Here is a 23,620-nt window from a genome sequence, read left to right as displayed (position 1 = left end):
CCCGCAGTGACGCTTCGTACAATCGAATCGCTGGGGCTGCTCACCGGAAAACGCGTCATCGTCCGCTGTGACCTGAACGTGCCGTTGAAAGACGGCGAGATCACGGACGATGGTCGCGTTCGCGCGTCCCTCCCGACCATCAAGGCGCTGCTCGAACAGGGCGCCCGCGTGGTCATCGTCTCCCACCTTGGACGGCCGAAGGGTGCACCGGAAGAGAAGTACAGCCTCGCGCCCGTCGCAGTGCGCCTTGCGCAACTGCTCGGACACGACGTCGCCTTCGCGACCGACACCGTCGGTGACGCCGCAAAGGCCGCCGTCGGCGCGCTGTCCAACGGCGACGTCGTCGTGCTCGAAAACCTCCGGTTCAACCCGGGGGAGACGAGCAAGGTCGACGCAGAGCGGGTCGCCTTCGCGACCGAGCTCGCCGCCCTCGGCGACGTCCTCGTGTCTGACGGCTTCGGCGTCGTTCACCGCAAGCAGGCAAGCGTGTACGACCTGGCAGCAATCCTGCCGAGCGCTGCCGGCCTGCTGATCGCTGCCGAGCTCGACGTGCTCGACCGTCTCACCGAAAAGCCGGAGGCGCCGTACACGGTCGTCCTCGGCGGCTCGAAGGTGTCGGACAAGCTCGGCGTGATCGGTCACCTCCTGCCGCGGGTCAACTCGCTGCTCGTCGGTGGCGGAATGCTCTTCACCTTCCTCGCAGCTCAGGGCCACAAGGTGGGCGCAAGCCTGCTCGAGGCCGACCAGATCGAAACCGTTCGCGGTTACCTGGTCGAGGCCGAGCGCCTGGGCGTGAAGATCGTCCTGCCGACGGATGTCGTCGTCGCCTCCAAATTCGGAGCTGACGCCGAGCACGTGGTCACCGCTGCCGACTCGATCGAGGACACCGCATTCGGTGCCACCGGTCTGGGCCTCGACATCGGACCGGACACGGCGGCGGCATTCGCCGCGATCATCCGCGCATCGAAGACGGTGTTCTGGAACGGCCCCATGGGCGTGTTCGAGCTCGCACCGTTTGCTGAGGGCACCCGTGTGGTGGCCGCCGCACTCACAGAGGTTGACGGTCTCAGCGTCGTCGGAGGTGGCGATTCCGCCGCCGCCGTGCGCACGCTCGGATTCACGGACGACCAGTTCGGTCACATTTCTACCGGTGGCGGCGCGAGCCTTGAGTTCCTCGAAGGCAAGCGTCTCCCAGGACTGGAGGTCCTCGGATGGCAGTAAACACTCAGCGCACCCCGCTGATTGCAGGCAATTGGAAGATGAACCTGGATCACCTCCAGGCCATCGCGTTCGTGCAGAAGCTCGCCTGGAACCTCAAGGACGCCAAGCACGACTTCGCGGCCGTCGAGGTTGCGGTGTTCCCGCCGTTCACCGACCTTCGCTCCGTGCAGACGCTCGTGTCAGCCGACAAGCTGCCCGTCGTCTTCGGCGCGCAGGACGTCTCGGCGCACGATTCCGGCGCCTTCACGGGTGAGATCTCCGGCGCGTTCCTCGCTCAGCTCGAGTGCACGTACGTGCTCATCGGGCACTCCGAGCGTCGCACGCTGCACGGTGAGAACGACGAGGAGGTGGCCGCGAAGGTCACCGCCGCCGTCAAGCACGGACTCGTTCCGATCATCTGCGTCGGCGAGACCGCCGCGGACCTGGAACTGCACGGTCCGAGCGCCGTCCCTGTCGCCCAGCTGCGCACCGCACTGTCCGGCATCGACAGCGCGGCCGACATCGTAGTGGCATACGAGCCCGTGTGGGCCATCGGCTCCGGCCAGGCGGCAACGCCTGAGCAGGCCGAACAGGTCGCAGCCCAGCTGCGCCTGGTCCTCAGCGAGACCCTCGGACAGGATGTGGCCGACAAGACCCGCATCCTCTACGGCGGTTCCGTGAAGGGCGTCAACATCGCGGGCTACATGCGCGAACCCAACGTCGACGGAGCGCTCGTCGGCGGGGCAAGCCTGGATATCGACGAGTTCTCGAGCATCGTCCGATTCCAGAAGCACGTGGGCGTCTAGCCCGAAGTTCCACCTGATATCACCGCTCCAGCCCGCCACCCCGACCAGGGGAGGCGGGCTGGTTCGTCAGTCAGGCTATGATGATCACTGATCCCGGTGGAGAAACTCCACCATTCTGAAAGGTTTCGCGTGCAGATTCTCCAGGTCGTGTTGCAGGTTGTCCTCGGACTGACGAGCCTCCTGCTCACCATGCTCATCCTCCTGCACAAGGGCCGTGGTGGTGGCCTCTCCGATATGTTCGGTGGCGGCGTCACCTCGAACCTCGGCGCCTCCGGCGTTGCGGAACGAAACCTCAATCGCATCACCGTGATCCTCGCCGTCCTCTGGATCGCGTGCATCGTCGTCCTGGGCCTCATCACCAAGTTCGACACGGCACTGTAACTCCCTCACACCCCCTTCGCTTTTCCCACACCCGTGGCCGTGCGGCCACAAGCACAATCGCCTTTCATGGAGGAACACAATGGCATCTGGTGGCAGCGCAATTCGTGGATCCAGGGTCGGAGCCGGCCCCATGGGGGAGCAGGACCGCGGTTTCCAGGCGGACCGGATCCGCGTCTCCTACTGGGACGCTCTCGGCAACGAGACCGTCCGCTACTTCGCGGCGAACCTGCCCGATGATGAAATCCCCGAGACGATCGACTGCCCGTCCTCTGGGCTTCCGGCCGGCCGCGACAAGGAGAACCCGCCGTCCGTCGTGAAGCTCGAACCGTACAAGACGCACCTCGCCTACGTAAAGGAGCGCCGCACGGAAGAGGAAGCGGACTCCCTTCTCGAGGAAGCCCTGCTGCAGCTGCGCATTCGCCGCGGCAAGCTCTCCGCCACCAACTAGCTCCGGTCCTTTCGTCCATCGGACACGAAAAAGCCCCGACCTCGGTCGGGGCTTTTTCGTGCGCGAACGGTGTCAGAACGACGACGCGGTCAGGTTCTCCGGTACCTCTGCGGCCGCTTCCCGGTCCACGAAGAAGTTCGTGTAGCGGCGCCCCTTGATGCCCGCAACAGGAACCTCGTCCCTGCTGGCACCGGCGAGTGCGAGCCCGAGGGCGGATGCCTTGTCCGGCCCTGCGAGGACCAGCCAGATGCAGCGCGACGAGTTCAGGGCAGGGCGGCTCAGGGTGAGCCGTTCGGCCGGGGGCTTGGGGGAGTTGCGCACCGTGAGCACGCTCGCGGTGTCCTCGCGGATTCCCGGGAGGTGCGGGAACAGCGAGGCGATGTGCCCGTCCGGGCCGACGCCGAGGAAGGTGATATCGAAGCGCGGCAGCACGGTTCCGTCGTTCGAGGCTGCCTCGAGCTCCTCCGCATAGGCCGCTCCGGCCGCGTCGAGGTCGAGCGGTCCGTCGGAGGACGCAAACGGGTGGATGTTCTCCGCGGGGATGTCGAGGTGGTCGAGGAGTGCGGTACGGGCCTGGAGTTCGTTGCGTTCCGGGTCGGCGTACGGCAACCAGCGTTCGTCGCCCCACCAGAAGTTCACGTGCTCCCAGTCGACGGTGTCCCTGGCCGCGGAAGCGTTGACAGCGTCGAGCACCTCTGTCGCGACGCTTCCCCCGGTGAGGACGACATGGATGTCGCCCTCCTCGTGGAGGAGGTCGACCGCGGTGGTGATGAATCGTGCCGCGACCGATGCGGCGAGGGCCGCCCGGTCTGCATGCACTAGTACGCGTCGTTCGTGTGTCACGGTCGTCCTCCGGTTTTGTCTGCAACCGCGTCCAGGTTCGGCAGTCCGCGGGTGATCACTTCACCATACAACTCGTCGGGATCGAGCCGGCGAAGCTCGTCGCTGAGGCAATCCCGGAGGCTGCGGCGCTTGAGGGTGAGGTCCTGCACGGGCTGGCCGGGCTGGGTGAGGGTTGCGATGCCCGGCAGTTCACGCTCGAGCGAGATCACACCGGATGCCCGGGTGAAGTGCACGCCGTGGATTCCGCTCGCTTTGGCCCCACCGGTGAACTCGTAGTCGACGTCCACGGCGAGCTGGAGCTGCAGCCAGGCGGCGAGCAGCGTCGTCGAGGGGGAGTCGGCCGCGCCGGAGACCTGGACGGCTGTGACGGCCTCGTACGGCGGCTGGTCGAGAACGGCGGCGAGCTGTGCCCGCCAGAGCGTGAGCCGCGTCCAGGCGAAGTCGGTGTCGCCGGGGCGGTACGAGGAGCACAGCCGGTGCAGGGCGGCCTGCGGGTCCGGCTGGGCGGAGGAATCCGTGATCCGCCGGTAGGCGAGGCGCCCGAGCGGAGAGTCCGCCGGGATGACGGGGGCGACGCCCGGCCACCACGTCACGACGGGGGCATCGGGCAGCAGGAGGCCTGTGACCAGGCTCTCCGGGTCGCTCGCGGCTTCGCCGTACGCGCGCAGCACGATGACTTCGCTCGCCCCGGCGTCTCCGCCGACGCGGATCTCCGCGTCGACCTTCGCGTCGACGGGGGTCTCCGATTCGGTTTCTTCCTGGGTGGAGACGACGATGACGCGCATCGGATGTTCACGGGATGCGTCGTTTGCGGCCTCGATGGCCTCCTCCTCGCGTCCCATGGTCGACGCGATGATCAGGGTCAGCACCCGGCCGAGGGCGACGGCGCCGCCCTCTTCCCGGATGCGGACGAGGGCCTTCGAGATCTTCGAGGTGTTCGTGTCTGGCAGATCGACGATCATGGGCGCCTCCATTGACGGCCGTCCCTGGCCAAGAGCTCGTCCGCGGACGAGGGGCCCCAGGTTCCGGGGCGGTACTGTTCGGGCTGGCCCTGCTCGGACCAGAACTTCTCGACCGGGTCGAGGATCTTCCACGAGAGTTCGACCTCTTCGTGACGGGGGAACAACGGCGGGTCGCCGAGGAGCACGTCGAGGATCAACCGTTCGTACGCCTCCGGGCTCGCCTCGGTGAAGGCATGGCCATAGCCGAAGTCCATCGTGACGTCGCGCACCTGCATGCCGACGCCGGGGACCTTGGAGCCGAAGCGGATCGTGACGCCCTCGTCGGGCTGCACCCGGATCACGAGTGCATTGGATCCGAGGGCAGCCGTGTTCTCCTTGGCGAACAGATGCTGGGGGGCGCGCTTGAACACGACAGCGATCTCGGTCACCCTGCGGCCGAGTCGCTTGCCTGCCCGCAGATAGAACGGCACGCCGGACCAGCGGCGCGTCTCGATGGTGAGGCGCAGCGCCGCGTAGGTTTCCGTGAGCGACTCCGGGTCCATTCCGTCCTCTTCGAGGAATCCGAGAACCTTCTCACCGCCCTGCCAACCGCCGGCGTACTGGCCGCGGGCGGTTCCGGTCGCGAGGTTGTCCGGGAGCCGGACGGATGCGAGGACCTTCTCCTTCTCGGTGCGCAGGTCGGCCGCGTCGAAGGAGATGGGCTCCTCCATCGCCGTGAGGGCGAGGAGCTGCAGGAGGTGGTTCTGGATCACGTCCCTGGCGGCACCGATTCCGTCGTAGTAGCCCGCGCGTCCTCCGACGCCGATGTCCTCGGCCATCGTGATCTGCACGTGGTCGACGTTGTTCGAGTTCCAGATCGGTTCGTAGAGCTGGTTCGCGAAGCGCAGCGCGAGGATGTTCTGCACCGTCTCTTTGCCCAGATAGTGGTCGATCCGGAACACGGAGTCGGGCGGGAACACGGATTCGACGACGTCGTTGAGCTCACGGGCGGTTTTCAGGTCGCTGCCGAAGGGCTTTTCGATCACGACACGACGCCACTGGCCGTCCTTCTGCTCGGCGAGGCCGGACCGGCGCAACTGGCCGACGACCTGCGGGAACGCCTTCGGCGGGATCGACAGGTAGAACGCATGGTTGCCCATCGTGCCCCGCTCGCGGTCGAGCTCGGCGATGGTGTCCTTGAGCCGTTCGAAGGAGTCGTCGTCGTCGAAGGTGCCCTGCACGAAGCGGATGCCCTCGGAGAGCTGGGCCCAGACATCCTCGTTGAACTCGGTGCGGGCATACTGCTTGACCGAGTCGTGGACCACTTGGGAGAAGTCCTCGTCGTCCCAGTCGCGCCTCGCGAAGCCGACGAGGGCGAATCCGGGCGGAAGGAGTCCGCGGTTGGCGAGGTCGTAGACCGCGGGCATGAGTTTCTTCCGGGACAGGTCGCCGGTTACGCCGAAGATCACGAGGCTCGAGGGCCCCGCGATGCGATTCAGACGGTAATCAGAGGACGACCGCAGCGGATTGAACTCCGGGGTGATTTCCACCGGGGACATGCAACTCCTTTTCTGTGGCAACGAGGCCCGCCGGAGCAGGCCCCGCTGCAGGGGACGACTTCTACTTGAGGGCGCCGAACAGGGCGGCGATATTCGCCGCGGGGTCGGTGAGAGTGAGGGTGAGCACCGGACGGCCGTGCTGAGCGAGAACACTCGCGTCGCCGCTGGCCTGCGCCTGAATGAGTTCGCCGAAGGTGAACGGACGATCCGGAATCGACAGGTCCTCCTGTGCGGTCGCGAGGATCTGCAGGAACACACCGGATGGCTGACCGCCCTTGTGGAGCTGGCCGGTCGAGTGCAGGAACCGGGGGCCCCAGCCGAATGTGACGGGACGTTTCGAGAGCTTCGCGACCAGGTCACGGATGCCGGCGAGCTGTGGCAGCTCGAGGCGGTTCACGTAGGCCTGGACGGAGACGTACCCGTCGGGGCCGAGCTCCTCGAGGAGCGCGTCGATCGCTGAGGCGAGGTCGCTCGCCGCGCCGATGACGTGTGCGGTGCCGCGCACCTCGATGCCGTCGGAGATGAACGCCGCGGGCGCCGGCTCGGGTCGGCCGTCGAGCAGCGCGCGGGTGGCGACCTTGGCTGCCTCCACGTCCGGTTGGTCGAAGGGGTTGATCCCGAGCAGCCGTCCAGCGACCACGGTGGCGTATTCCCAGACCAGGAATTGTGCGCCGAGGGTGCCGCTCACGCGGATCTCATCGGTGCCGTCCGCGGGAAAGATCGTGGTGCCCGCGTCCTCGACGAGGCGCAGGACCTGCAGGTCCGGGAGGTTCTCGGTGAGTTCGGGGGCGCCGAGCTCGAGGACAACGGGGAGGATTCCGGTGCCGATCTTGCCGGTCGACTCCGCGATGAGCTGTTCCGCCCAGTCAGGTAACCCGACGATGTGGGTGCCGTCTGCGACGAGCGCGAGCTTGTCACGCCGTGGCTCCGTCGCAGCGATCGCGGCGCCGAGGATGAGCCCGGGGTTTTCCGGGCTGTCGACCGCGAGCGCGAGCGAAACGGCCTCCGCCTCGTCGAGCAGCTCACCGATGTCGACGCCGGCGAGTCCCGATGGAACCAGCCCGAACGCGGTGAGCACGGAGAAACGTCCTCCCACGGTCGGGTCCGCGTTGAAGACGCGGTAGCCGGCCGCCCGAGCGGAGGTGTCGAGCGGCGAACCGGGGTCGGTCACGACGACGATGCGGCCGATGGGGTCGATGCCGGCTTCCCGGAAGGCGCGTTCGAACACGCGACACTGGCTGTCGGTCTCCGCGGTCGACCCGGACTTCGAGGAGACGACCAGCGCCGTCTCCGCGAGGTGGTCGTCGAGGGCCGCGAGTACCTGGCCGGGGTCGGTCGAGTCGAGCACGGTCAACGCGACGCCGACCGTGCGGGTGATGACCTCCGGTGCGAGCGAGGAACCGCCCATGCCGGCGAGCGCGATCCGGGTGACACCGGCCGAGGCCAGGGTCGCCCGGAGAGCGAGGATCTCCGGGACGAGCGGGCGTGAAACGGCAACGGACTCGGTCCAGCCGAGACGCTTGGCCGCCTCGGACTCGGCCTCAGGGCCCCACAGTGCGGGGTCGAGGGCCGTGATCCCCGAGGCGACCAGGTCGGACACCAGGGTGGGAACGGTTCGGCGTGCCGCATCGGCCGCCGCCCCGGTCACCGCGATGCGGAAACTCACAGGGCCGACGGGGCTTCCGCGTTGTTCTTGGCTGCGTCCAGGGCAACCGTCACGGTGTCGAGGAGTTCGTTCCAGGAAATGATGAACTTCGCAACGCCCTCGGACTCGAGGACCTGCGTGACGTCGACGTAGGAAACGCCTTCGTTCGCAAGGGCGTCGAGGACAGCGTTCGCCTCGTCGTATGCGCCCGTGATCGAGTCCGCCGGGATGACCCCGTGGTCGAAGGTCGCGTCGAGGGTCTTCTCCGGCATGGTGTTGACGACCTCGGGCGCGACGAGGTTCGTCACGTAGAGGGTGTCGGGGAGCGCTGCATCCTTGACGCCCGTCGACGCCCAGAGCGGACGCTGCTTGTTGGCGCCGGCCGCGAGGAGGCCGAGGGCGCGCTCGGTGGAGAAGGCCTGCTGGAAGACCTCGTATGCGAGCTGCGCGTTCGCGACGCCGGCCTTGCTCTTGAGGGCGATCGCCGTCTCGGTGCCGATGGCCTCGAGGCGCTGGTTGATCTCGGTGTCGACGCGGGAGACGAAGAAGGACGCGACGGAGTGGATCGTGCTCAGGTCGATCCCGGCGGCCTTGGCCTTTTCGAGGCCGGACAGGTACGCGTTGATGACCTCGCGGTGACGCTGCAGGCTGAAGATCAGGGTGACGTTCACGCTGATGCCGAGGGCGATCGTCGCGGTGATGGCCTCGAGGCCCTCGATGGTCGCGGGGATCTTGATCATGGCGTTGGGGCGGTTGACCTTGGCCCACAGCTCCTGGGCCTGGGCGACGGTTCCGGCGGCGTCGTGGGCGAGGCCGGGCTCGACCTCGATCGAGACGCGGCCGTCGACACCGTTGGTGCGGTCGTAGACGGGACGGAAGATGTCGCTCGCTGCGGTGACGTCGTCGGTCGTGATCTCGAAGACGGCTTCCTGCACGGTCGCGCCGGACGCGGCGAGGGCGGCGACCTGGTCGACGTAGGCTTCGCCCTTGCTGAGCGCGCCGGCGAAGATGGTCGGGTTCGTCGTGACGCCGACGACGTTCCTGGTGTCGATGAGGTCCTGCAGCCCGCCGGAGGCGATGCGCTGGCGGGAGAGGTCGTCGAGCCAGATGCTGACGCCGGCGGCGGAGAGCTCGGCGGTGGGGGTGGTATCGGTCATGGGGACAATCTCCTTGTGATACATGGTGTGTGACGTGTGCGGGAGTCGGGCGGGGAGCTCAGCGTTGCCGCAGGCTCCCCGCCCGGCGGGGAGCTCAGTGAGCGGCGAGCGAGTCCTTCGCGGCGGCGACGACGGCCTCGGTGGTGATTCCGAATTCACGGAACAGCGTCTTGTAATCTGCGGAGGCGCCGAAGTGCTCGATCGAGATGCTGCGGCCGCGGTCGCCGACGTAGCGGTCCCAGGTCAGCGCGATACCGGCCTCGACGGACACGCGGGCGGTGATGCCGGCGGGCAGCACGGACTCGCGGTACTCCGCTGTCTGCTCCCGGAACCACTCGAGGCTCGGCGCAGACACGACGCGGGCGTTGATGCCCTCGGACGCGAGCGCCGCACGGGCGTTCACGGCCAGCTGGACCTCGGAACCCGTGGCGATCAGGATGACGTCGGGGGTGCCGTTCGGCGCTTCGGCGAGAATGTACGCGCCCTTGGCGACGTTGCGGGCGGAGGCGAAGACCTCGCCGCTCGCGTCGCCGTCGCCGCGCTCGAACACGGGGATGTTCTGGCGGGTGAGGACGATGCCCGCGGGGCCTTCGCGGCGCTCGAGGATCGTCTTCCACGCCCAGGAGACCTCGTTGGCGTCGCCGGGGCGCACGACGTCGAGCCCGGGGATGGCGCGGAGGGTCGCGAGCTGCTCGACCGGCTGGTGGGTCGGGCCGTCCTCGCCGAGGGCGACGGAGTCGTGGGTCCAGACGAAGATCGACGGCGCCTTCATCAGCGCAGCGAGGCGAACGGCCGGGCGCATGTAGTCGCTGAAGATCAGGAAGGTGCCACCGAACGGGCGGGTGTTGCCGTGCAGCACGATGCCGTTCAGGATCGCGCCCATCGCGTGCTCGCGGATCCCGAAGTGCAGGACGCGGCCGTACTCGTTGCCGGTCCACTCGTGGGTCGAGTGCTCGGCCGGAATGAAGGACCGGGCACCGCCGATGGTGGTGTTGTTCGACTCGGCGAGGTCGGCGGAACCGCCCCAGAGCTCGGGGATCACGGCGCCGAGCGCGGTGAGGACCTTGCCGGAAGCTGCACGGGTGGAGACCTCGGTGCCGGCCTCGAAGACGGGCAGCGCGGCATCCACGCCCTCGGGCAGGTCGCCGGCCAGGATCCGGTCGAGGAGGACCTTGCCGTCCGGGTTCGCGGCGGCCCAGGCGTCGAACTGCACCGTCCACCGGGCATGCTCGTCGGAGCCGCGGGTGAGCGCCTCGCGGGTGTGCTCGATGACATCGGGGGCGACGAAGAAGTTCTCGGCCGGATCGAAGCCGAGGACCTCCTTCACGGCTGCGAGTTCCGCGGCGCCGAGCGCCGAGCCGTGGATCTTGCCGGTGTTCTGCTTCTTCGGGCTCGGCCAGCCGATGATCGTCTTGAGGATGATCAGCGACGGCTTGTCCGTGACGGCCTTCGCCGCGTCGATCGCGTCGTTGAGGGCGTGGAGGTCTTCGACGTATTCGCCGGTCTTCTTCCAGTCCACGGTCTGCACGTGCCAGTGGTAGGCCTCGTACCGGGCGGCGACGTCTTCGGTGAAGGCGATGTTGGTGTCGTCCTCGATCGAGATCTGGTTGGAGTCGTAGATCGCGATCAGGTTGCCGAGCTGCTGGTGGCCGGCGAGGGAGGATGCCTCGCTCGTGATGCCCTCCTGCATGTCGCCGTCGCCCGCGATGACGTAGACGAAGTGGTCGAAGGGGCTCTCGCCCGCCGCGGTCTCAGGGTCGAACAGTCCGCGTTCGAAGCGGGACGCGTATGCGAAGCCGACGGCGGACGCGAGGCCCTGGCCGAGCGGGCCCGTCGTGATCTCGACACCGTCGGTGTGGCCGTATTCCGGGTGACCGGGGGTCTTGGAACCCCAGGTGCGGAGAGCCTTGAGGTCGTCGAGCTCGAGGCCGTAACCGCCCAGGTAGAGCTGGACGTACTGGGTCAGGGAGCTGTGGCCGACCGAGAGAATGAAGCGGTCGCGGCCGATCCATTCATTGTCAGAGGGATCGCGGCGCATGACCTTCTGGAAGAGAAGGTATGCGACGGGGGCGAGGCTCATCGCCGTGCCCGGGTGGCCGTTCCCGACCTTCTCCACGGCGTCCGCCGCGAGAATGCGAGCCGTGTCGACCGCCCTGTTGTCAATCGAATCCCACTGCAGTGCTGCCACTTCGTAGTTACCCTTCGTCAAGCTAGGGCAGGCCTTGGAAACCCGCACCCGTTGGATTGAGCGCGCCCGTGGACATCGACGTCATCCGGCGCGGCAGGCGAATGCCCATTTTCCAGGACGCACCGACACGCGCCATGATTGGCGAGCACCCCCAAGTATAGGCAGTCGGCATGGCCGGGTGAGGTTGACCGGCGTAAAGCTGAACGATCCTCGAATGGGCTTCCGCCCGGCCGGGACTGGTTAGACTCAATCCACTATGCAGATCTCCCAGGACGCGACCCCCGCGGGCGTGCAGGCGCCCGGCGGCAGGGGAGCGCGAGGCTTCCGTCGGACCTTCCTCGCCTACCTCTCCCTGACCAAGCCGCGGGTCGTCGAACTGTTACTCGTTGTGACAGCGCCGACCATGCTGCTCGCCGAACGCGGGATTCCGAGCCTGTGGCTCGTGCTCGCGACCCTCATCGGCGGGGCGCTCAGCGCAGGATCCGCCGGCGCGTTCAACTGCTACATCGACCGCGACATCGATCGCGTGATGAAGCGCACGATGAACCGGCCGCTCGTCACCGGCGAGCTCAGCGACCGGGAGGCCCTCGTCTTCGCGTGGGTGCTCGGTGCCGCGTCGATCGTGTGGCTCCTGGTCTTCACGAACTGGGTCGCCGCGGCTCTCTCGCTCGGCGCAATCCTGCTATACGTCGTTTTCTACACGATCATCCTCAAGCGCCGCACCGCCCAGAACATCGTCTGGGGCGGAATCGCCGGCTGCATGCCCGTACTGATCGGCTGGGCCGCCGTCACCGGCGACCTGTCCTGGCCGCCGCTGATCCTGTTCGCGATCATCTTCCTGTGGACCCCGCCGCACTACTGGCCGCTCTCCATGAAATACCGCGCCGAGTACCAGGCCGCCGGAGTCCCGATGCTCGCCGTCGTGCGCGGACGCGCCCAGGTCGGCCTTCAGGTCATCCTCTACGCGTGGGCGACCGTCGCGTGCTCACTGCTCCTGATCCCGGTCGCTTCGATGGGCCTGCTCTATACCGGGGTCGCGCTCGTCACCGGCGGCTGGTTCATCTACGAGACCCACCGCCTGTACAACCTCGCTATCCGTCACGAGGTGGTCTCGCCGATGCGGGTGTTCCACGGTTCGATCACGTACCTGACACTGCTCTTCGTCGCCGTGGGCGTCGACCCGTTGCTCCCCTTCTAGGTCGCGCGGGGGCTTCCCAGCAGAGCCGGGTGCGTCAGCGTGCGGTTGCCTGGTGCGGAACCGGGGGAGTGGCGTCGACGGGCTGCGCCACCGGCTCTTTGAGGTGCAGCACGACGGCGGTCATCGCGGCCGCGAGTACGCACGCGAGGACCATGTGGATTCCGACGAGGCCGGCCGGTAGTCCGGTGTTCGCCTGAACGAGCCCCACGACGACCTGGACGGCCTCGACACCGAGCAGGGCCAGGGTCCAGGTGCGGAGCGACCGGCCGAGGCCCCAGGCGCCGATGACGAGGGCGATGGTGAGCGCGACGGTCAGGTAGGCGGGCCAGCTGTGCACGTGCTGCAGGAACTCCGAGTCGAGCCCGTTTCGCGGCGCGTTCTCGTCACCGGCGTGCGGCCCGGAACCGGTCGTGAGGATGCCGACGACGATTGTGACGGCGACCACGGCGCTCGTCACATGCGTGAGGATCGCGTACCAGCGGGGCACGACGGCAGCCCGCTGGCCGTTGCCGGTGTAGACCCGGTAGACGAAGGCCGTGCAGAGCGCCACGAGCACTGCGGAGATGACGAAGTGCAGTCCGACGACGGTGGGGTCGAGCTGCGTGAGCACGCTGATGCCCCCGATGACCGCCTGGGCGGGGATGCCGAGCCCGGCGAACAGGGCGAGGCGGAACAGGTCGGGGCGTTCGCGACGCAGCCGCACGACGGCGAGGAAGGCAAGGACCGCGACGAGGCCGAGTACGGCACCGAGCAGGCGGTTGCCGAACTCGATGACGCCGTGGATGCCCATCTCCGGCGTGTTGACGAGCGAACCGTCGGTGCATTTCGGCCAGGTCGGGCAACCGAGCCCTGAGCCTGTCAGGCGGACGAGGCCGCCCGTGCCGACGAGGAGGATCTGCGCGGCGAGGTACACCCACGCGATCAGGCGGACCCTTCGGTCAACGCTCGTGGGCAGCCATTCCGAAATCCGTTTCACGGGTTCTGCTTCCTCTCGGGCCTGGTGCATGTGAAATCGCCGGGTCCGGCCACTTAACGCATCGGGAACCTGTAGAATTAGGTGTTTCTGGGCGGTGATCACGCGGTTGTACAAACCGCGGTTCGACACCTCGCCGCCTCTAATCATCTTAGGTACGCAACGTAGCCGCCCACGCAACCCGTTCATCGCACGTCTTCGCCTGGAGCCGTGCGGGAATGACCGGACTAATATCCGGGTTGTCGTGGATGGGAGAAGAGGTAAATATGTCTGACGTCCTGCTCGACCGGCCCGAACTCGCGGGCCTGGGAACGTACGAATTCGGCTGGTCCGATTCCGACGCGGCCGGCGCATCCGCCCGCCGTGGCGTCTCGCCAGAGGTCGTGACCGACATCTCGAAGCTCAAGAACGAGCCGGACTGGATGCTGCAGCGCCGGCTCAAGGCCCTCGAACTGTTCGAGCGCAAGCCGATGCCCACGTGGGGCGCCGACCTGTCCGGAATCGACTTCGACAACATCAAGTACTTCGTGCGTTCAACGGAGAAGCAGGCCCAGACCTGGGAAGACCTGCCTGACGACATCAAGAAGACCTACGAGAAGCTCGGCATCCCCGAGGCGGAGCGCCAGCGCCTCGTCTCCGGCGTCGCGGCCCAGTACGAGTCAGAGGTCGTCTACCACCAGATCAATGAGGAGCTCGAAGCCCAGGGCGTCATCTTCATGGACACGGACACCGCGCTCAAGGAATACCCCGAGGTCTTCAAGGAGTACTTCGGCACCGTGATCCCCTCCGGTGACAACAAGTTCGCCGCGCTCAACACCTCGGTCTGGTCTGGCGGCTCCTTCGTCTACGTTCCGCCCGGCGTGCACGTCGAGATCCCGCTCCAGGCGTACTTCCGGATCAACACGGAGAACATGGGCCAGTTCGAGCGCACGCTCATCATCGCCGACGAGGGCAGCTACGTGCACTACATCGAGGGCTGCACCGCCCCGATCTACTCGTCGGACTCGCTGCACTCCGCCGTCGTCGAGATCATCGTGAAGAAGAACGCCCGAGTTCGGTACACGACGATCCAGAACTGGTCGAACAACGTCTACAACCTCGTCACGAAGCGCGCAACAGCCGCAGAGGGCGCGACCATGGAATGGATCGACGGCAACATCGGCTCCAAGGTCACCATGAAGTACCCGTCGATCTACCTGATGGGCGAGCACGCCAAGGGCGAAACCCTGTCCGTGGCCTTCGCCGGTCCCGGCCAGCATCAGGACGCCGGCGCCAAGATGATCCACATGGCTCCGTACACGCAGTCCTCGATCGTGTCCAAGTCCATCGCCCGCGGCGGCGGCCGCTCGGGGTACCGCGGTGAAGTCCGGGTGGATGCCGGTGCGCACCACTCCGCGAACACCGTGCGCTGCGACGCGCTGCTCGTCGACACCCAGTCCCGCTCCGACACCTACCCGTCCATCGACATCCGTGTCGACGACGTGCAGCTCGGCCATGAGGCCACCGTCTCCCGCGTCAGCGAGGAGCAGTTGTTCTACCTGATGAGCCGCGGTATGCCCGAGGACGAGGCCATGGCCATGATCGTCAGAGGATTCATCGAACCGATCGCACGGGAGCTCCCGATGGAGTACGCCCTCGAACTCAACAAGCTCATCGAAATGGGCATGGAAGGATCCGTCGGCTAAATGTCCGCCGCCCCGACTTCAACAACAGCAGCACTGCCCACCAGCGAACAGCACGGCATCAAGGCGCACTCGGACGGACGCTTCGGCTTCGTCCCCGTGCAGACCAGGAACGACCGCTTCAAGAGCGTCGACGTCGCCGACTTCGCCCCCGTCACGGGGCGCGAGGCCGTATGGAAGCTCTCACCGGTCGCCAAGTTCACCGACCTCACGGCCGGCGAGCTCGACGGCGCAGCCTACGACGTCGACTCGACCCCGACCGACGGTGTCGCGATCGACTGGGTCGGGCGCGATGACGCCCGCATCGGTTCGGTTGGCGCCCCGGAGGAACGAGCCGCCGCCAACGCCTGGACGAGCTTCGAGAAGGCCCTGGCCATCACCGTCACCGGTGAAGAGGACAAGGAGATCACGATCACCCGGGCCCGTCTCGGCACCGGCCCGCGCGGCGCCCACACGATCATCGAGGCCAGGCCGTTCAGCCGGGCGACGATCATCCTCGAGAACACCGGCGACGCACGCCTCACCGAAAACCTCGAGATCATCGTCGGCGAGTCCGCGCACCTCACGGTCGTCACGCTGCAGGAGTGGAACACCGGTGCCGTTCAGCTGGCCAACCACTTCGCATCCGTCGGCCGCGACGCCTACCTCAAGCACGTCGTCGTGTCCCTCGGCGGCAGCATCGTGCGGGTCAACCCCTCGGTGCGCCTCGCCGGTCCCGGCTCCGACACCGACCTCTACGGTCTCTACTTCGCGGATGCCGGCCAGCACCTCGAACAGCAGGTGTACGTGCACCACGACGCCGCGAACAGCCGCAGCCGGGTGACCTACAAGGGCGCCCTGCAGGGCGCAGGCGCTCGGACGGTCTGGATCGGCGACGTCCTGATCGGTCGCAACGCCCCTGGAACCGACAGCTACGAACAGAACCGCAACCTCGTGCTGACCGAAGGCACCCGCGCGGACTCGATCCCGAACCTCGAGATCGAGACGGGTGACATCAAGGGCGCCGGGCACGCGAGTGCGACCGGCCGCTTCGACGATGAGCAGCTGTTCTATCTGCAGTCCCGCGGAATCACGGAAGACGAGGCCCGGCGACTCGTCGTGCGCGGCTTCCTGAGCGAGATCGTGCAGCACATCGGATCCCAACCGCTCGAAGACCGCCTCCAGGCGGCCATCGAAGCCGAACTGCGCAGCACCGACGAGGTCCGCGCACCCGCAACAACCAAGGAGAACTGACCATGGCGTCCACGAAGATCTGCGCCTTCGACGAACTCGAAGAGAATCAGGCCGTCAAGGTCGAGATCGACGGAGTCCCCATCGTCGTGGTGCGGGACAGCGCCGGCGACGTCTTCGCGATCGGCGACACCTGCACGCACGGCGACATCTCCCTCTCCGAGGGATTCGTCGAAGACGACACGGTCGAATGCTGGGCACACGGCTCCAAGTTCTCCCTGAAGAGCGGTCGCCCGCTCAACCTGCCCGCCTACGAACCCGTTCCGGTGTTCACGGTCGAGCTGATCAACGGCGACGTCTTCATCGACCCGACCCCGCACTACGTCACCGCGTAACCCCCACACGTACCGGCGCCTGCGCGCCGTTGAATGAAAGAGACCAGAGAATCCATGTCAGTTCTTGAGATCAAGGACCTGCACGTCAGCGTCGAGACCGACCAGGGCACCAAGCAGATCCTGAAGGGTGTCAACCTCACGATCAACGAGGGTGAGATCCACGCCATCATGGGGCCGAACGGCTCCGGCAAGTCGACCCTCGCGTACACGATCGCCGGCCACCCCAAGTACCACGCCGACAGCGGCTCGATCCTGCTCGACGGTGAGGAAGTCCTCACCATGACCGTCGACCAGCGCGCCCGCGCCGGCCTCTTCCTCGCGATGCAGTACCCGGTCGAGATCCCCGGAGTCACCGTCACCAACTTCCTGCGCACCGCCAAGACCGCGATCGACGGCGAAGCGCCCGCGATCCGTTCCTGGATCAAGGACGTCCGCCAGTCCATGACGAACCTGCGCATGGACAAGAGCTTTGCGGAGCGCAACGTGAACGAGGGCTTCTCCGGTGGTGAGAAGAAGCGCAACGAGATCCTGCAGCTCGAACTGCTCAAGCCCAAGTTCGCGATCCTCGACGAAACCGACTCCGGCCTCGACGTCGACGCGCTCAAGATCGTCTCGGAGGGCGTCAACCGCGCCAAGGCGAACACCGGACTCGGCATCCTCCTGATCACGCACTACACCCGCATCCTGCGCTACATCGAGCCCGATTTCGTGCACGTGTTCGTCAACGGGCGGATCGCGGAGCAGGGCGGACCCGAGCTTGCCGACCGGCTCGAGGACGAAGGCTACGATCGCTTTCTCGTCGATTCGAACGTAGGCTGACCGCATGGTTTCAACGCTGTCACCCGAGCGATTCGATGAGATCGAAGAGGCGCTCAAAGACGTCATGGACCCCGAGCTCGGCATCAACGTCGTCGACCTCGGCCTCATCTACGACCTGGGCTGGGACGACGAGAACGACGCCCTGATCATCCACATGACCCTGACCTCGGCAGGCTGCCCGCTGACCGACGTGCTCGAGGAGCAGACCGCCGAAGCGCTCGACGGGGTCGTCGACCAGTTCCGGATCAACTGGGTCTGGATGCCGCCGTGGGGCCCTGAGAAGATCACCGACGACGGCCGTGACATGATGCGCGCCCTCGGCTTCGCGATCTGACCGTCGCCCCAGTATCACCCGCCCAGTGTCGCCCCGGATTCCGATCCGGGGCGACACTGCGTTAATCGGCGGATGCCGTCGGCCGGCGGCATCCCCGCGCCCGCGACTGAATTAGTATGCTCCTCCACTCATTGGAACGCTATGCTAATGAGATGGATTCCCCCGGAAGGACGCGGCCGAGCCGTCGATCGGCGCAAAGCGAGGCGACCAGGACGGTCATCCTCGACGCGGCCGAGCGCCTCATGCTCGAGCGCGGGTACATCGCGGCATCCATCGCGGCGATCGCCGCGGAGGCCGGCGTCGCGGTGCAGACCATCTACAATTCCGTGGGCCTCAAGGCCGACGTGCTTGCGGCGGTACTCGAGCGTGGTGCCACGGAGCCGTCGGGCAGTGGGGAGTCCGCGCTCCAGGATCCGGTTGCGTCACCCCGGGAGGCGAGCGGACCGCGCTCGGCGACCGACATCATCCGCCTCCTCGTCGACTGGTGCGTCGAGACGAACGTGCGCACCGCCGCCCTGCGGACGGTCGTCGCGCAGGCCGCGGGGGTCGATGCCGACGTGGCGCGTCTCGAGCTGCGCCAGTCCGCACGGTTGCTGCACAACTTCAGCGAGACGGCAACGGCGTTGCGCGACCGCCATGCGTTGCGCAGCGGCCTCAGCGACCACGAGGCGGCCGCGGCGATCTGGGCGCTCGCCCACCCGCAGGTCTACCGCTCCCTCGTGCTCGATCTGGACTGGTCCCTCGGGGCCTACCGGGAGTGGCTCGGGAACACGCTCCGGGCCACACTTTTCTGAGCGTCCCTCCCCGTCGCCGCGCGAGAATATACTAGATAGCTGGCCCGGTCGGGCCGAACCCCTCCCACGAACCTTCCGAACGGACTATTGCTGTGCTCAGTGTGCAAAACCTCGAAATCAGAGTCGGGGCGCGCGTGCTCATGGAAGACGTCAGTTTCCGCGTCTCCGCCGGCGACAAGATCGGCCTCGTCGGCCGCAACGGTGCGGGAAAGACGACCCTCACGAAGACGCTCGCGGGCGAGACGATGCCGGCCCACGGCCAGATCGACCGCTCCGGCCAGATCGGCTACCTTCCGCAGGACCCGCGCTCCGGTGAACCGACCATGCTCGCGCGCACCCGTATCCTCGACGCCCGCGGCCTCGGCACGATCTCCCTCGGCCTCTACCAGGCCGGCCTCGACATGGGCAGCGACGACCCCAAGGTCGCCGCGAAGGCCATGAAGGTCTACGGCAACCTCACCGACCAGTTCAACGCCCTCGGCGGCTACGCAGCGGAGGCGGAGGCGGCCTCGATCGCGAGCAACCTGAACCTTCCGGACCGGATCCTCGACCAGGAGCTGCAGACCCTCTCCGGCGGCCAGCGCCGCCGCATCGAGCTCGCCCGCATCCTGTTCTCCGCCGCGGAGACGATGATCCTCGACGAACCGACCAACCACCTCGATGCCGATTCCGTCGTCTGGCTGCGCGAGTTCGTCAAGAACTACCGCGGCGGCGTCATCATCATCTCCCACGACATCGAACTCGTCGGCGAGACCGTCAACCGGGTGTTCTATCTCGATGCCAACCGCATGGTCATCGACATCTACAACATGAACTGGAAGAACTACCAGCGCCAGCGCCTCGCAGACGCCGACCGTCGTAAGAAGGAACGCGCCAACGCCGAGAAGAAGGCGTCCACCCTGCAGCTGCAGGCCGCAAAGTTCGGCGCCAAGGCGAGCAAGGCGGCAGCGGCCCACCAGATGGTCGCCCGGGCTGAGAAGCTGCTCTCCGGACTCGACGCCGTGCGCGCCGTCGACCGCGTGGCCAAGCTGCGCTTCCCCGTGCCGGCCCCGTGCGGCCGCACCCCGCTGATGGCGAACGACCTCTCGAAGAGCTACGGTTCCCTCGAGATCTTCGCAGCTGTCGACCTCGCGATCGACCGCGGGTCCAAGGTCGTCATCCTCGGCCTCAACGGTGCGGGCAAGACCACGCTTCTGCGGATGCTCGCGGGCGTCGACAAGCCGGACACCGGCACGATCGTCCCCGGCCACGGTCTCCGCATCGGGTACTACGCGCAGGAACACGAGACCATCGACGTCAAGCGCAGCGTTCTGCAGAACATGGTGTCCTCGTCGCCGAACATCACCGAAATGGAAGCCCGCCGGGTCCTCGGCTCGTTCCTGTTCACCGGTGACGATTCCGACAAGCCGGCCGGGGTTCTTTCCGGTGGAGAGAAGACTAGGCTTGCCCTCGCGATGATCGTGGTCTCCGGCGCCAACGTGTTACTCCTCGACGAACCGACGAACAACCTCGACCCCGCGAGCCGTGACGAGATCCTCGACGCGCTCGCGCACTACGAGGGTGCCGTCGTTCTGGTCAGCCACGACGAGGGCGCCGTCGAGGCGCTCAACCCGGAACGCGTGCTGATTATGCCGGAGGGCACAGAGGACCACTGGAACAAGGACTACCTCGACCTGATCATGCTCGCCTAGCTTCCGCTATCGGTCGGTGCGTACTGTCTGTCAGTGCGTGCTGTCGATGAGGTCGTCTTCGACCTCTGCGTCCGTACGCGGCTTGGCGGCCGCACGGCGGGCGCGTTCCTCTGCGCGCGTGCGCTCTTCGGGGTCGTCCGCGTTGAGAGAGCGGAATTCCTGCCGCACCGCCCAGCCGAGCCCGATGAAGCCGAGCAGGGCGAACAGCATCCACTGGAACGCGTACGACAGGTGCGAGCCTTCGTCCGCGACCGGCCTGGTCACGCCGGCCGGCCGGGTGGCCGGCGCGGGATCCTCGGAGGCCATCAGGCCGTATGCCGCGGTGTACGTGGGTGCGCCGACCCGGTCGGCGACGTCGGCGAGGTGGATCGTGGCGATCTGGTTCCCGCTCGCCGTGCGCCCGGGAAGGGTCGGTTCTCCGGCCTTGAGCCTGGCGATGACCGTGACTTCACCCGTCGGCGCTGCGGGAACCGGGCCGGGGGCCTCCGCCGTCTCGCCGGTGGGGACCCAGCCACGATCGACGACGAAGACCGTGCCGTCAGCGAGGAGCAGCGGCGTGAGCACCTCGAAGCCCGGGTGCACGTTCAGCGGGCGATTCCGCACGATCAGCTCATCGGCGACGAGGTACGTTCCCGTCATCGTCACCGGCAGCCACTTCTGTGACTCGTTGAAGGAATCGAGAGTGGGAAGTGCTTCGGTCAGGCTCACCGGGATGTGGTCGTAGTTCGCGTCGACCTTGTTGATCTCGACGAGGGCCTCGTTGCGCCTGGCGAACTGCCACATACCGAGGCCGGCGCAGGCGGCGCCGAAGATGATGGTGAGCACGAGGTATCCGGCCCACCTGCGGGTGAAGGCGAACTTCCAGCCGGTCACGACGGGTCCGTCCCTGCGGCCGGGCGGCCCGGTATTGTGTCCGGTGCAGCTTCGAGCGCGAAGACGGCCACCGGAAAGTCCCTGGCACCCAGGAATTCCCGCAGATACTCGACATGCTCCGGGCAGGCGAGCCAGGTCTTGACCCGGTCAGCGGTATGGATACGCGGGTTGCGCCAGTCGATGCGCCACTGCGCGTCCTCCCGGCAGCCGGCCCTCGAACAACGCGGTACGTCGAGGTCGTCGTCGAAACCGATCATTCGTCCGTACCCGGGCCGCGGGACGGGTCGTGAGTCGGCGCCGGCCGGTCGGAGGCTTGCCCGGGTGGCGACTGGGCGGCCGACGAGGATTCAGGACTGGTCGAGGACTGACCGCGGTAGAGCTGAACGGCTCCCGGGCGGACGACGGCGGTTCCCGCGCCGTTTCCGTGGACGTTTGCGACGATGACCGCGAAATAGGGGAGCAGGATCGCTCCGGCGGCGCAGACCAGGAGCCACCAGCCGTGCACGAAGAGCATCAGGACGATGCACACCATCCGGATGCCCATGGTCACCGAGTATTTGATCATCCGGGCGCGTCGCTCGGCCTCCGGAGACGGAGGCAGGGACGTGATCGACTGCTGTTTCATACTCTCATCGCTTCGGTCAACCGGTGGAGGTTTTGCCTGATAAGCCTACGTCTCGCCCGGTCTGTGGGATGACACCGTAAACTGGAATATACGTGCGTACGGCTGGTCGTTCGCTGGGAATAGATTGGAACCGTATGCCCTCCGTCAGGACCGTTCTCGTGACCGGGGGCAACCGTGGGATCGGCTTTGCCATCGCCGAAGAATTCGTGCGCCAGGGCCATCGCGTCGCGGTCACGGCCCGCTCCGGGTCCGGCCCAGAGGGCAGCCTCACGGTACGTGCCGACGTCACCGACGCCGCATCGATCGACGCCGCGTTCACCGAGATCGAAGCGTCCCTCGGACCGGTTGAAGTGGTCGTGGCCAACGCCGGCATCACCAAAGACACCCTTCTGATGCGGATGACGGAAGACGACTTCACCTCCGTCATCGACACGAACCTGAGCGGTGCCTTCCGCGTCGTCAAGCGCGCATCCAAGGGCATGCTCAAGGCCAGGTTCGGCCGGATCGTGCTCATCTCGAGCGTGGTCGGCCTCTACGGTTCCGCCGGGCAGGTCAACTACTCCGCCTCCAAGAGCGGGCTCGTCGGGCTCGCCCGCTCGGTCACCCGCGAGCTCGGCGCCCGCGGCATCACTGCGAACGTCGTCGCACCCGGCTTCATCGAGACCGAGATGACCGCGGAGCTTTCCGAGGCCGTCCAGGCCGAATACAAGAAGAACATCCCGGCAGGACGCTTCGCTTCCCCCGCCGAGGTCGCCAAGGTCGTCACGTGGCTCGCGGGCGACGACGCCGGTTACATCTCCGGCGCCGTGATCCCGGTCGACGGCGGACTCGGAATGGGTCACTGACCTCCGCCATGAGACCGACAATGACGGCGACAATGCGGGCGGTTGTCGTCGACGGGCCTGGTGACCCCGGTGTTCTGCGCGTCCGTGACGTGCCGATGCCGACGCCGCGACCCGGATGGGTGCTGATCCGGGTTGAGGCCTTCGGGCTCAACCGGTCCGAACTCCACTTCCGTTCCGGTGTCGCGTCGACCGGCTCGTTTCCGCGCATTCCTGGGATCGAAGCGGTCGGAACGATAGCGGATGCCCCGGGTGGGGAGTATCCCGTCGGCGCCCAGGTGGCCGCGATGATGGGCGGCATGGGCCGCTCCTTCGACGGCGGTTACGCCGAATACGTGTCGGTGCCGGCCGCGATCGTCGTGCCCTTCACCAGCGGACTCGGCTGGGACGTGCTCGGTGCCGTGCCCGAGATGCTGCAGACCGCGGCGGGGTCGCTGCGTGTCGGGCTGCAGGCCGCCGACGGCCAGAGCCTGCTCATCCGCGGCGGAACGTCCTCTGTCGGCCTCGCGCTGGCCACCCTCGGCGCGCTGCGCGGGATGCGGGTGCTTTCGACCACGCGGAATCCCTCGAGCGTCGGCCTGCTCGAGGCTGCAGGCGCCGACCACGTCATCATCGACGATGGCGAGGTCGCGCGCCGGGTGCGGGAGATCGTGCCTGGCGGTGTCGACGGAGCCGTCGAGCTCGTCGGCGTCAACGTCCTGCGCGACACCCTCCGAGCGGTGCGAGCCGGAGGCACCGTCTGCTTCACCGGGATGCTCTCCGACACCTGGACGATCGACGAGTTCTACCCGATGGACTGGCTTCCCAACGGAGTGCGCCTCACCGCGTATTCCGGAGAGGCCGCAGACCTGACATCAGCGGAGTTGCAGGCCTTCCTCGACGCCGTCGCAGCCGGTCACGCGCGCGTCCCGCTCGGCCGTGTCTACAGGCTCGATGAGATCGTGCAGGCCCACCGCGACATGGAGGCCGGTACCGCCGGCGGAAAACTCGTCGTCCTTCCGCGCTGAACTCCCCGACTGAGGTCGGACGGATCGTCACACCGCTGGCGAACGGCGC

General features: G+C 67.0%; 24 protein-coding genes. 14 read left to right on the top strand and 10 right to left on the bottom strand.

Annotated elements, in window-relative coordinates; all coding sequences use genetic code 11:
• The first annotated feature begins 6 nt into the window (after positions 1-6).
• The 4 genes from RHM57_RS07855 (at position 7) to RHM57_RS07840 (ending at position 2,835) form a co-directional block, all read left to right on the top strand.
• Entirely contained in the window at positions 7-1,221 is a 1,215-nt protein-coding gene (locus RHM57_RS07855; protein WP_322189702.1) for a phosphoglycerate kinase, read from the top strand.
• A complete protein-coding gene (gene tpiA, locus RHM57_RS07850) occupies positions 1,212-2,006 on the top strand; it encodes a triose-phosphate isomerase (RefSeq protein WP_134448692.1) in 795 nt (264 codons plus the stop codon). The genes RHM57_RS07855 and tpiA overlap by 10 nt, the downstream gene beginning before the upstream one ends.
• 129 nt (positions 2,007-2,135) lie before the next feature.
• Positions 2,136-2,387, top strand: coding sequence for a preprotein translocase subunit SecG (gene secG, locus RHM57_RS07845; protein WP_134448691.1), 252 nt, complete (start codon positions 2,136-2,138; stop codon positions 2,385-2,387).
• Positions 2,388-2,466: 79 nt separating this feature from the next.
• Positions 2,467-2,835 (top strand): RNA polymerase-binding protein RbpA, encoded by a 369-nt coding sequence (locus tag RHM57_RS07840; RefSeq protein ID WP_134560126.1) that lies wholly within the window; start codon positions 2,467-2,469, stop codon positions 2,833-2,835.
• Between the two features lie 72 nt (positions 2,836-2,907).
• On the opposite strand, the gene pgl is transcribed toward RHM57_RS07840, so the two are convergent.
• From pgl to tkt, 6 genes are all read right to left on the bottom strand, one after another.
• Complete coding sequence (pgl, locus tag RHM57_RS07835) at positions 2,908-3,678, bottom strand: 6-phosphogluconolactonase (RefSeq protein WP_134448689.1); 771 nt, start codon at positions 3,676-3,678, stop codon at positions 2,908-2,910.
• Positions 3,675-4,640 carry a glucose-6-phosphate dehydrogenase assembly protein OpcA gene (locus RHM57_RS07830; protein WP_134448688.1) on the bottom strand — a complete coding sequence of 322 codons (966 nt, stop codon included), beginning with the start codon at positions 4,638-4,640 and terminating at the stop codon, positions 3,675-3,677. The genes pgl and RHM57_RS07830 overlap by 4 nt, the downstream gene beginning before the upstream one ends.
• Entirely contained in the window at positions 4,637-6,178 is a 1,542-nt protein-coding gene (zwf, locus tag RHM57_RS07825) for a glucose-6-phosphate dehydrogenase (protein ID WP_134448687.1), read from the bottom strand. The genes RHM57_RS07830 and zwf overlap by 4 nt, the downstream gene beginning before the upstream one ends.
• 61 nt (positions 6,179-6,239) lie before the next feature.
• Positions 6,240-7,844 (bottom strand): glucose-6-phosphate isomerase, encoded by a 1,605-nt coding sequence (locus RHM57_RS07820; RefSeq protein WP_322189701.1) that lies wholly within the window; start codon positions 7,842-7,844, stop codon positions 6,240-6,242.
• Positions 7,841-8,980, bottom strand: coding sequence for a transaldolase (tal, locus tag RHM57_RS07815; protein WP_134448685.1), 1,140 nt, complete (start codon positions 8,978-8,980; stop codon positions 7,841-7,843). Before tal ends, RHM57_RS07820 begins: the two co-directional genes overlap by 4 nt.
• A gap of 94 nt (positions 8,981-9,074) precedes the next feature.
• A complete protein-coding gene (tkt, locus tag RHM57_RS07810) occupies positions 9,075-11,168 on the bottom strand; it encodes a transketolase (protein WP_134448684.1) in 2,094 nt (697 codons plus the stop codon).
• A gap of 256 nt (positions 11,169-11,424) precedes the next feature.
• Between tkt and RHM57_RS07805 the strand changes: the two genes are divergently transcribed.
• Positions 11,425-12,366: a heme o synthase gene (locus tag RHM57_RS07805; protein WP_134448683.1), complete on the top strand. Its 942-nt coding sequence runs from the start codon at positions 11,425-11,427 to the stop codon at positions 12,364-12,366.
• A 34-nt stretch (positions 12,367-12,400) separates the two neighbouring features.
• Here RHM57_RS07805 and RHM57_RS07800 read toward each other — a convergent pair whose 3' ends face one another.
• Entirely contained in the window at positions 12,401-13,342 is a 942-nt protein-coding gene (locus RHM57_RS07800; protein ID WP_322189700.1) for a COX15/CtaA family protein, read from the bottom strand.
• A gap of 263 nt (positions 13,343-13,605) precedes the next feature.
• Between RHM57_RS07800 and sufB the strand changes: the two genes are divergently transcribed.
• The 7 genes from sufB (at position 13,606) to RHM57_RS07765 (ending at position 20,224) form a co-directional block, all read left to right on the top strand.
• On the top strand, positions 13,606-15,024 hold the full coding sequence (sufB, locus tag RHM57_RS07795; protein WP_134448681.1) for a Fe-S cluster assembly protein SufB: 1,419 nt from the start codon (positions 13,606-13,608) through the stop codon (positions 15,022-15,024).
• Positions 15,025-16,254, top strand: a complete 1,230-nt coding sequence (gene sufD, locus RHM57_RS07790) for a Fe-S cluster assembly protein SufD (protein ID WP_134560129.1) — start codon at positions 15,025-15,027, stop codon at positions 16,252-16,254. It abuts the gene before it with no gap.
• A gap of 2 nt (positions 16,255-16,256) precedes the next feature.
• Entirely contained in the window at positions 16,257-16,586 is a 330-nt protein-coding gene (locus RHM57_RS07785; RefSeq protein WP_134448679.1) for a non-heme iron oxygenase ferredoxin subunit, read from the top strand.
• Between the two features lie 54 nt (positions 16,587-16,640).
• Positions 16,641-17,405 (top strand): Fe-S cluster assembly ATPase SufC, encoded by a 765-nt coding sequence (sufC, locus tag RHM57_RS07780; RefSeq protein ID WP_134448678.1) that lies wholly within the window; start codon positions 16,641-16,643, stop codon positions 17,403-17,405.
• 4 nt (positions 17,406-17,409) lie between these two features.
• On the top strand, positions 17,410-17,739 hold the full coding sequence (locus tag RHM57_RS07775; protein ID WP_134448677.1) for a metal-sulfur cluster assembly factor: 330 nt from the start codon (positions 17,410-17,412) through the stop codon (positions 17,737-17,739).
• A 152-nt stretch (positions 17,740-17,891) separates the two neighbouring features.
• Entirely contained in the window at positions 17,892-18,533 is a 642-nt protein-coding gene (locus tag RHM57_RS07770; protein WP_322189699.1) for a TetR family transcriptional regulator, read from the top strand.
• Positions 18,534-18,625: 92 nt separating this feature from the next.
• Complete coding sequence (locus RHM57_RS07765; RefSeq protein WP_322189698.1) at positions 18,626-20,224, top strand: ABC-F family ATP-binding cassette domain-containing protein; 1,599 nt, start codon at positions 18,626-18,628, stop codon at positions 20,222-20,224.
• Between the two features lie 30 nt (positions 20,225-20,254).
• On the opposite strand, the gene RHM57_RS07760 is transcribed toward RHM57_RS07765, so the two are convergent.
• From RHM57_RS07760 to RHM57_RS07750, 3 genes are read right to left on the bottom strand one after another with little or no spacing between them, the layout of a single operon-like run.
• Positions 20,255-21,097, bottom strand: a complete 843-nt coding sequence (locus RHM57_RS07760) for an SURF1 family protein (protein ID WP_134448674.1) — start codon at positions 21,095-21,097, stop codon at positions 20,255-20,257.
• The gene (locus tag RHM57_RS07755; protein WP_322189697.1) at positions 21,094-21,354 is read right to left on the bottom strand and encodes a hypothetical protein; all 261 of its coding nucleotides are present in this window, start codon (positions 21,352-21,354) and stop codon (positions 21,094-21,096) included. Before RHM57_RS07755 ends, RHM57_RS07760 begins: the two co-directional genes overlap by 4 nt.
• The gene (locus RHM57_RS07750; RefSeq protein ID WP_134448670.1) at positions 21,351-21,722 is read right to left on the bottom strand and encodes a DUF3099 domain-containing protein; all 372 of its coding nucleotides are present in this window, start codon (positions 21,720-21,722) and stop codon (positions 21,351-21,353) included. Before RHM57_RS07750 ends, RHM57_RS07755 begins: the two co-directional genes overlap by 4 nt.
• A 134-nt stretch (positions 21,723-21,856) precedes the next feature.
• On the opposite strand from RHM57_RS07750, the gene fabG reads away from it, so the two are divergent.
• Both fabG and RHM57_RS07740 read left to right on the top strand, forming a co-directional pair.
• A complete protein-coding gene (gene fabG, locus RHM57_RS07745) occupies positions 21,857-22,567 on the top strand; it encodes a 3-oxoacyl-ACP reductase FabG (RefSeq protein WP_134448668.1) in 711 nt (236 codons plus the stop codon).
• A gap of 20 nt (positions 22,568-22,587) precedes the next feature.
• Positions 22,588-23,571, top strand: coding sequence for a zinc-binding dehydrogenase (locus RHM57_RS07740; protein WP_134561128.1), 984 nt, complete (start codon positions 22,588-22,590; stop codon positions 23,569-23,571).
• Positions 23,572-23,620 lie beyond the last annotated feature (49 nt).

Origin of the sequence: Cryobacterium sp. 10S3 (assembly GCF_034344045.1) — a bacterium.
GTDB classification, from domain to species: Bacteria; Actinomycetota; Actinomycetes; order Actinomycetales; family Microbacteriaceae; genus Cryobacterium; species Cryobacterium glucosi.
The sequence above is the reverse complement of the archived record's forward strand: the minus strand, read 5'-3'. Positions and strand labels throughout refer to the sequence as shown.

Bases quoted from the DNA above. Each gene is read 5' to 3' on its own strand.
- tpiA (WP_134448692.1), top strand. From the start codon at position 1,212: ATGGCAGTAAACACTCAGCGCACCCCGCTGATTGCAGGCAATTGGAAG.
- RHM57_RS07840 (WP_134560126.1), top strand. From the start codon at position 2,467: ATGGCATCTGGTGGCAGCGCAATTCGTGGATCCAGGGTCGGAGCCGGC.
- RHM57_RS07830 (WP_134448688.1), bottom strand. From the start codon at position 4,640: ATGATCGTCGATCTGCCAGACACGAACACCTCGAAGATCTCGAAGGCC.
- zwf (WP_134448687.1), bottom strand. From the start codon at position 6,178: ATGTCCCCGGTGGAAATCACCCCGGAGTTCAATCCGCTGCGGTCGTCC.
- tal (WP_134448685.1), bottom strand. From the start codon at position 8,980: ATGACCGATACCACCCCCACCGCCGAGCTCTCCGCCGCCGGCGTCAGC.
- RHM57_RS07805 (WP_134448683.1), top strand. From the start codon at position 11,425: ATGCAGATCTCCCAGGACGCGACCCCCGCGGGCGTGCAGGCGCCCGGC.
- sufB (WP_134448681.1), top strand. From the start codon at position 13,606: ATGTCTGACGTCCTGCTCGACCGGCCCGAACTCGCGGGCCTGGGAACG.
- sufD (WP_134560129.1), top strand. From the start codon at position 15,025: ATGTCCGCCGCCCCGACTTCAACAACAGCAGCACTGCCCACCAGCGAA.
- RHM57_RS07785 (WP_134448679.1), top strand. From the start codon at position 16,257: ATGGCGTCCACGAAGATCTGCGCCTTCGACGAACTCGAAGAGAATCAG.
- sufC (WP_134448678.1), top strand. From the start codon at position 16,641: ATGTCAGTTCTTGAGATCAAGGACCTGCACGTCAGCGTCGAGACCGAC.
- RHM57_RS07775 (WP_134448677.1), top strand. From the start codon at position 17,410: ATGGTTTCAACGCTGTCACCCGAGCGATTCGATGAGATCGAAGAGGCG.
- RHM57_RS07770 (WP_322189699.1), top strand. From the start codon at position 17,892: ATGGATTCCCCCGGAAGGACGCGGCCGAGCCGTCGATCGGCGCAAAGC.
- RHM57_RS07755 (WP_322189697.1), bottom strand. From the start codon at position 21,354: ATGATCGGTTTCGACGACGACCTCGACGTACCGCGTTGTTCGAGGGCC.
- RHM57_RS07750 (WP_134448670.1), bottom strand. From the start codon at position 21,722: ATGAAACAGCAGTCGATCACGTCCCTGCCTCCGTCTCCGGAGGCCGAG.
- fabG (WP_134448668.1), top strand. From the start codon at position 21,857: ATGCCCTCCGTCAGGACCGTTCTCGTGACCGGGGGCAACCGTGGGATC.
- RHM57_RS07740 (WP_134561128.1), top strand. From the start codon at position 22,588: ATGACGGCGACAATGCGGGCGGTTGTCGTCGACGGGCCTGGTGACCCC.